This is a genomic window from Longimicrobium sp., from assembly GCF_036280135.1.
In the GTDB taxonomy this organism is placed as follows: Bacteria; Gemmatimonadota; Gemmatimonadetes; order Longimicrobiales; family Longimicrobiaceae; genus Longimicrobium.
Genome location: NZ_DASURI010000116.1, coordinates 1 through 7,810 on the forward strand (window position 1 = coordinate 1; position 7,810 = coordinate 7,810).

Here is a 7,810-nt window from a genome sequence, read left to right on the forward strand (position 1 = left end):
AAAGCCGCGCCGTACAACCTCCCCCAGGGTTTTTTGGGGGAGGTGGGCGAGCTCCGCGAGCCCGGAGGGGGCGCTCGGCAGGGACTTCCCCGTTGGACCAAGTCCTTGCCAGGGCGGGAAGATCCTTCGGGGTTACATGCATCCGGCGCGGTCGAGTTCGTGAGGACCCCCAGGAAGACAGCTGCTTTCCGGATCCGGGTTGAAACCTCCCCCGGGGTTTTCGGGGAGGTGCGAGCCCGGTCGCGCGGAGCCGGCCGCCGCGCCGGCGCCCCGCTCCAGGTGTGCGGACGCTGCACACCCGCCCCCCCGCGTCCGTGCATCCCCGCGCACACCCCGCCGCGCCGCCGGGGGACCCTCCACCGCGCGTAAACCGGCCCCGGGACGGAAGGTGGAGCGCGCCCGCCGGGGCCGCGGAAAAATGGGTACGGACCTTGTCTGGAAAGGGAGGCCTCAACGCCTCACGGCGCCATCCGCACCACGCCCCACCGTCGACCGCCGATGCCCCCATCCGTGCCGGTCTCCCTGCCGTCCGCCGCGCCGCTGCCCCTGACGGGGACGCGGGCGGGGGGCGCCCCGCGCCCGCTGCGCCGCCTGCTGGGCATCGACCCCGCCGAGGCCACGTTCGCCCGGCGCGGCTTCACGGCCTCCACCCCCGCCGCGCGCGAGCGGCTGGAAGGGGTGGGGCTCACCTTCCTGGACGGCTACCACGCCGCGCTGGAAGAGGACGCGGGCGCGCTGGGCGCGCGGCTGGACGCCACGCCCTCCCTCCTGCGCGGGTTCGCGTACGAGGGCGCGGCCATGGCGCTGGCGCTGCTGGACGCGCTGACCCCGTGGCGCCGCGGCCGGCTCGCGGCGTTCCTGCGCGGGGCGGGGGCGGCGCACGCCTACATGGTGCACGTGGGCGCGGGGTGGGCCCTGGCCCGCCTGCGCCGGCGGATGGACGGCGTGCCCCGGGGGATGGACCCCCTGCTGGGGTGGCTGGCCGCGGACGGCTACGGCTTTCACGAGGGCTACTTTCACCCCCGCCGCTACGCCGACACCCGCGCCCGCCCGCCGCGCCTGTCGGGCTACGCCCTGAACGCGTTTGACCAGGGGCTGGGGCGCGCGCTCTGGTTCGTCCACGGGGCGGACCCCGTGCGCATCGGCCGCGCCATCGCCGCCTTCCCCCCGGTGCGGCGCGAGGCCCTGTGGAGCGGCGCCGGGCTGGCCTGCGCCTACGCCGGCGGTCCCGACGGGGACGAGGCCGCCGGGCTCGCGTCCGCCGCCGGCGCCAACCGCGCCGCCCTGGCGCAGGGCGCCGCCTTCGCGGCCGAGGCCCGGCGCCGCGCCGGCAACCCTGCCCCCCACACGAACCGCGCCTGCCGCATCCTCTGCGGCCTGTCCGCCGACCGCGCCGCCGCGCTCACCGTCACCGCGCGCGACGGCCTGGCCCCCCGCGGAGCCCTGCCGGCCTACGAGGTCTGGCGGATCCGCCTCCAGGACCACTTTGCCCACAGGAGCCGCGCATGAGGAAGGTTCTCGCGGACGCACTGCGGCGCCACGCGCGGCGGATCGTGGCCCTGCTCGTGGTCGCCTCGCTGTACGGGATGGCGCGGCTGCCCTCGCTGGACGGCGGCGAGCGGGCGCGGATGGCGGGGCGCTTTCGCTTCACGGCCCTTCCCCTTCCGCAGCTGGCGGGGGCGCAATCGAGGTCGGTGCGCCCCGTGCACCCCAGCCTGCGCCGCATCGAGGCGTGGATCTCGTCCGTGGGCGCGGGCGTGGCCCTGGCCGACGCGGACGGCGACGGGCTGCCCAACGACGCCTGCCACGTGGACCCCCGCACGGACCAGGTGATCGTCTCGCCCGTGCCGGGGACGGGCGACCGCTACGCCCCGTTCGCGCTGGACGCCGCGCCCCTGCCGTACGACGCCGCCACCATGGCGCCCATGGGCTGCCTGCCCGGCGACGTGACGGAGGACGGGGCCACGGACCTGCTGGTCTACTACTGGGGACGCACCCCCGTGGCCTTTCTGCGCCGCCGCGGCGCGGCCATGTCGGCGGAGGGCTACGCGCGCGCGGAGGTGGCGGAGGGCGGCGAGCGCTGGTTCACCAACGCCGCGACGTTCGCGGACGTGGACGGCGACGGCCACGCGGACCTCGTCGTGGGCAACTACTTCCCCGACGGGGCGCGGATCCTGGACGCGGCGGCGGACGGCCGCGAGCACATGCAGCACTCCATGTCGCGCGGCTTCAACGGCGGCCGCAACCGCGTGCTGCTGTGGTCCGGCCCCGCGCGGTTCCGCGACGTGCCCGGCGTCCTTGGCCGTGACGTGGCGCACGCGTGGACGCTGGCCGTGGGCGCGGCGGACCTGGACGGCGATGCCCTGCCGGAGCTGTACTTCGCCAACGACTTCGGGCCCGACCGGCTGCTGCGCAACGACTCGCGGCCCGGCGCGCCCCGCTTTACCCTGCTGGAGGGGCGGCGCACGTTCGGCACGCCGCGCTCCAAGGTGCTGGGCCGCGACTCGTTCAAGGGGATGGGGGTGGACTTCGCGGACCTGGACGGGGACGGGCGGCTGGACATCTACGTGAGCAACATCGCCGGCGAGTACGCCCTGGAGGAAAGCCACTTCGCCTGGATCAACACCGGGCGGACGGACGACCTGCGGCGCGGCATCGCCCCGTTCACGGACCGCAGCGAGCCCCTGGGCCTGTCCCGCAGCAGCTGGGGATGGGAGTCGCGGCTGGCCGACTTCGACAACGACGGCGTTCCCGAGGCCGTGCAGGCCATCGGCTTCGTGCGGGGGCGGGCGGACCGCTGGCCGGAGCTGCACGAGATCGCCATGGGCAACGACCAGCTCCTTTCCGACCCCCGCAGCTGGCACCGCTTCACGGCCGGCGACGCGGACCTGAGCGGCCGCGACCACCCGCGCTTCTTCGTGCGCGCGGGGGACGGGCGGTACTACGACCTGGCGGCGGACGTGGGGCTGGGCACGGCGCAGGTCACGCGCGGCATCGCCACGGCGGACGTGGACGGCGACGGCGACCTGGACCTGGCCGTGGCCAACCAGTGGGACGTCTCCCGCTTCTACCGCAACGACGCGCCCCGCCCCGGCGCCTTCCTGGGCCTTCACCTCCTCCTCCCCGCCGGCGACGGGCCGCCCCGGACCACCGTCCGCGCCGGGCACCCGGCCGGCCTGCGCGCGCGCCCCGCCGTGGGCGCGGCCGCCACGGTGCGGCTGCCGGACGGCTCCGTGCGGGTGGGGCAGGTGGACGGCGGAAACGGGCACTCGGGCAAGCGCGCGCCGGGGCTGCACTGGGGGCTGGGCGACCTGCCGGCGGACGCCGTGCTGCGGGTGGAGCTGCGCTGGCGGGACGCGGGCGGACGGACCAGGACGGAGACGCTGCGCGTGGGGCCGGGATGGCACACGGTCGTCCTGGGAGCGCCGGCCACGGGAGGGAGCGATGCCTGACACTCCCGGCCGGGACGCGGTCCGCCTGGGCGGCCTGCGGCGGTTCGCCGTCGCCATCACCGTCCTGAACCTGCTGGGCCACACGGTGCTCGGCTTTGAGCAGGCGTGGGCGCACCCGTTCGTCGCCCTGGCGGCGGCGTACCTGACGGAGGCGCTGCTGGAGGGCGTAGAGGCCCGCGCGGCCCGCCGTCCCCCCCGCTGGCGCGGCGGCTGGCAAACGCGCGTGGACTTCTTCCTGTCCGCCCACATCTCCGGCCTGGCCGTGGCCATGCTGCTGTACGCCAACGCGCGGTGGATGGTGGTGGCCTTCGCGGCGTCCGCCGCCATCGCCTCCAAGGCCCTCTTTCGCCTTCCCGCGTCGCGGGGGGCGCGGCACTTCTTCAATCCCTCCAACCTGGGCATCACGGCCACGCTGCTCCTCTTTCCCTGGGTGGGGATCGCGCAGCCGTACCAGTTCACGGAGGGGCTGGACCGGGTGGGCGACTGGGCCCTGCCGGCCCTCATCGTCTGCACGGGGACGTTCCTCAACGCGCGCTTTACCCACCGCCTGCCCCTGGTCGCGGCGTGGCTGGGCGGGTTCGCGGCGCAGGCCGCCGTGCGCCACTTCGCCCTGGGCGCGCCCCTGGCCGCCGCGTGGCTGCCCATGACGGGCGTGGCCTTCATCCTCTTCACCTTCTACATGGTGACGGACCCCGCCACGACGCCCTCCGCGCCCCGCGCGCAGGTGGCGTTCGGCCTGTCGGTGGCCGCCGCGTACGGGGCGCTGATGGTGGCGCACGTGGTGTTCGGGCTCTTCTTCGCCCTGTCCCTCGTCTGCGCGGCGCGGGGGGCGTGGGCGTGGCTGCGCGTGCCGGCGGCCCTGCCCGCGCCCGCGCAGGTTCCCGTGGGGCGCATCCCCGCGCCGGCCCTGGTGGGGCTGCGGGTTCCGTCGCCGGACGCGGTGCTGGCGGAGCGCGAGCCGTGAGCACGCCCTCCATTGCCCTGGTGGGGATGGCCTGCCGCTATCCCGGCGCCCGCACTCCCGCGGAGCTGTGGGAGAACGTGCTGGCGGGGCGCCGCGCCTTTCGCCGCATCCCCGGCGAGCGGCTGCGCCTGGCGGACTACGGCTCGCCCAGCCGCGCGGCCGCGGACCGGACGTACGTCACGCAGGCGGCCGTGCTGGAGGACTGGGCGTTCGACCGGGTGCGCTTTCGCGTCTCCGGCTCCGCCTGGCGCGCGGCGGACCCCGCGCACTGGCTGGCCCTGGAGGTGGCCGCGGCGGCCCTGGCCGACGCGGGGTTCCCGGACGCGGAGGGGCTGCCGCGCGAGTCCGCCGGCGTCCTCGTGGGCAACTCGCTCACGGGCGAGTTCAGCCGCGCCGGGCTCCTGCGGCTGCGCTGGCCGTACGTGCGGCGGGTGGTGGACGCGGAGCTGGCGGACGCGGGATGGGACGCGGAGGCGCGGCGCGCATTCCTGTCCGCCGCGGAGGCGCGCTACAAGGCGCCGTTCCCCCCCGTGGGCGAGGAGACGCTGGCCGGCGGGCTGTCGAACACCATCGCGGGGCGCATCTGCAACCACTTTGACCTCAAGGGCGGCGGGTACACGGTGGACGGGGCGTGCGCGTCGTCCCTCCTGGCCGTGGCGCAGGGGTGCTCGGCGCTGGCGGCGGGGGACCTGGACGTGGTCGTGGCGGGGGGCGTGGACCTGAGCCTGGACCCGTTCGAGCTGGTGGGCTTCGCGCGGACGGGCGCCCTGGCGGACCGCGAGATGCGCGTGTTCGACGCGCGCTCCGCCGGCTTCTGGCCCGGCGAGGGGTGCGCGTTCGTCGTGCTGATGCGCTACGCGGACGCGCTGGCCCGCCGGCTCCCCGCCTACGCGCTGCTGCGGGGCTGGGGGGTGTCGTCCGACGGCAGCGGCGGGCTCACGCGGCCGGAGGAGGCGGGGCAGCTGCTGGCCTTTCGCCGCGCCTACGCGCGGGCGGGCTTCGGGCCGGAGACGGTGGCGTACTTCGAGGGGCACGGCACGGGCACGGAGGTGGGCGACGCCACGGAGCTGCGCGTCATCACCCGCGCCCGGCGCGAGGGCGGCGCGTCCACCCCGGCGGCCGTGGGCTCCGTCAAGGCCGTCATCGGCCACACCAAGGCGGCGGCGGGCGTGGCGGGCCTCGTCAAGGCGGCCATGGCGCTGCACGCGCAGGTCATCCCTCCCGCCACCGGCTGCGGAGAGCCGCATCCCGAGCTGCTGCGCGAGCCCCGCGTCCTGCGCGCCCCCGCGGCCGGCGAGCCGTGGCCGGCGGACGCGCCCCTGCGGGCGGCCGTGAGCGCCATGGGCTTCGGGGGGATCAACGCGCACGTGGTGATGGAGGGCACGGCCCTGGAGCGCCGCGCGTCGCTCCCCGCGCCCGTGCGCACGCTGCTCCGCTCCCCCCAGGACGCGGAGCTGTTCGTCCTCGCGGCCGAGGACGGGGACGCGCTGCGCCGGGAGATCGGGCGGATGGCGTCCGCCGTGCCGGCGCTGAGCCGGGCGGAGCTGGCGGACCTGGCCGTGCACCTGCAGCGCGGGGCGGGGGAGGGACGGGCGCGCGCGGCCGTCGTCGCGGCCACGCCGGAGGAGCTGGCGCGCGGGCTGGAGACCGTCGCGGGGTGGCTGGGGTCCGGCATCGGCCGGCGGCTGGACGCGCGCGGCGGCCTGTTCCTGCGCGTGGGGGACGCGGATGCCGCCCCGCCGCGCATCGGCCTGCTCTTTCCCGGCCAGGGCTCGCCGGCCCACCTGGACGGCGGGGCCCTGCGCCGCCGCTTCGACGCCGTGGCCGCGCTCTACGGGGACGCGCCCCCCGCCGGGGCGGACGGGGTGGCGACGCAGGTGGCGCAGCCCGCCATCGCCCGCGCCTCCGTGGCCGCCCTGGCCGTGCTGGACGCGCTGGGGGTGGCGGGAGACGTGGCGGTGGGACACTCGCTGGGTGAGCTGGTGGCGCTGCACTGGGCGGACGCCCTGGACCGCGACGCGCTGCTGCGCACGGCCGCCGTCCGCGGCGCCGCCATGGGCGCGCTGAACGGCCGGCCCGGCGCCATGGCCAGCCTGGGCGCGCCGCGGGGGGCGGTGGAGGCGCTGCTGGACGGCTCCGGCGCCGTCGTGGCGGGGGTGAACGCGCCCCGCCGGACGGTCGTGGCCGGGACGGCGGAGGCGGTGGAGGGGGTGGCGGAGCGCGCGCGGTCGCTGGGGTGGGAGGTGCAGCCGCTGCGCGTGTCCCACGCCTTTCACTCCCCCCTCGTGGCCCCCGCGGCGGCGGCGCTGGCGGAGCACCTGGCGGGCGAGCGGGTGAGTGCGCCGCGGCGCCGCGTCTCGTCCACCGTGCTGGGCCGCCCGCTGCAGGCGGAGGACGACCCGCGCGGCGTGCTCGTGCGGCAGGTAACGGCGCCCGTGCTCTTCCTGGACGCCCTGCGCGCCGTGGCGAACGAGGCGGACCTGTGGATCGAGGCCGGGCCGGGGCACGCGCTCAGCACGCTGGCGGCGGAGACGGTGGACGCGCCCGTGGTGGCCATGGACGCCTGCGGCCCGTCGCTGGGCGGCACCCTGCGCGCCGCCGCGGTCGCGTGGGCGCTGGGCGCGCCCGTGCGGCTGGAGGCGCTGTACGCGGACCGCTTCGCGCGTCCCATCGACCTCGCGCGCCGCCCCCGCTTCCTGGCGAACCCCTGCGAGCTGGCCCCGGTGGACGGCGGCACCCCCGCGGAGCCGGCATCCGCCGCGGCGGCGGACGCGCACGCATCCGCGTCGGCGGAATTGGCGGAATGGGCCGAACGGACCCGATCGACGGGATCGGCTGAATGGGCCGAATCGGCGGGATCGGCTGAATCGACCGAATCAGCCGAATCAACCGAATCGACTGAATCGGCGGGACCGGCAGCGGACGGCGGGTCGGCGCTGGAGGTGGTCCGCGTGCTCGTGGCCGAGCGGACGGAGCTGCCGGTGACGGCCGTGCTGGACGACCACCGGCTGCTGGGCGACCTGCACCTGAACTCCATCACCGTGGGCGAGCTCGTGGCGCGCGCGGCGCGGCGGCTGGGCCTGGCGCCCCCCGCCGCGCCCACGGAGTACGCCACGGCCACGGTGGCCGGCGTGGCCCGCGCCCTGGCGGCGCTGGCGAAGACCGCCGGCGCCGCGCCCGCGGGCGACGCGGAGGACGCCGATCCGCCCGGCCTCGCGCCCTGGGTGCGCGCCTTTGCCGTCCAGTGGGTGAAATCCCCCCTGCCGCGCGCCGCCCATGCCCCGCGCGGGGGCGGCGGATGGCGGGTGATCGCGCCCGCGGACCATCCGCTGGCCGCCCCCCTGCGCGCGGCGCTGGCGGACGCGGGCGAGGGCGTCGCCGTCTGCCTGCCCCC

Annotated in this window: 4 protein-coding genes; all 4 read left to right on the forward strand. The window is 77.4% G+C overall.

The features are described from left to right. Positions 1-498: 498 nt before the first annotated feature. Entirely contained in the window at positions 499-1,509 is a 1,011-nt protein-coding gene (locus VFZ20_RS03645; protein WP_329682468.1) for a DUF1702 family protein, read from the forward strand. Next, entirely contained in the window at positions 1,506-3,452 is a 1,947-nt protein-coding gene (locus VFZ20_RS03650) for a VCBS repeat-containing protein (protein WP_329682469.1), read from the forward strand. Before VFZ20_RS03645 ends, VFZ20_RS03650 begins: the two co-directional genes overlap by 4 nt. Beyond that, positions 3,445-4,416, forward strand: coding sequence for a hypothetical protein (locus VFZ20_RS03655; protein ID WP_329682470.1), 972 nt, complete (start codon positions 3,445-3,447; stop codon positions 4,414-4,416). Before VFZ20_RS03650 ends, VFZ20_RS03655 begins: the two co-directional genes overlap by 8 nt. Then, the coding region (locus VFZ20_RS03660) for a beta-ketoacyl synthase N-terminal-like domain-containing protein (RefSeq protein ID WP_329682471.1) at positions 4,413-7,810 on the forward strand (3,398 nt) is incomplete at its 3' end. The genes VFZ20_RS03655 and VFZ20_RS03660, both read left to right, overlap by 4 nt.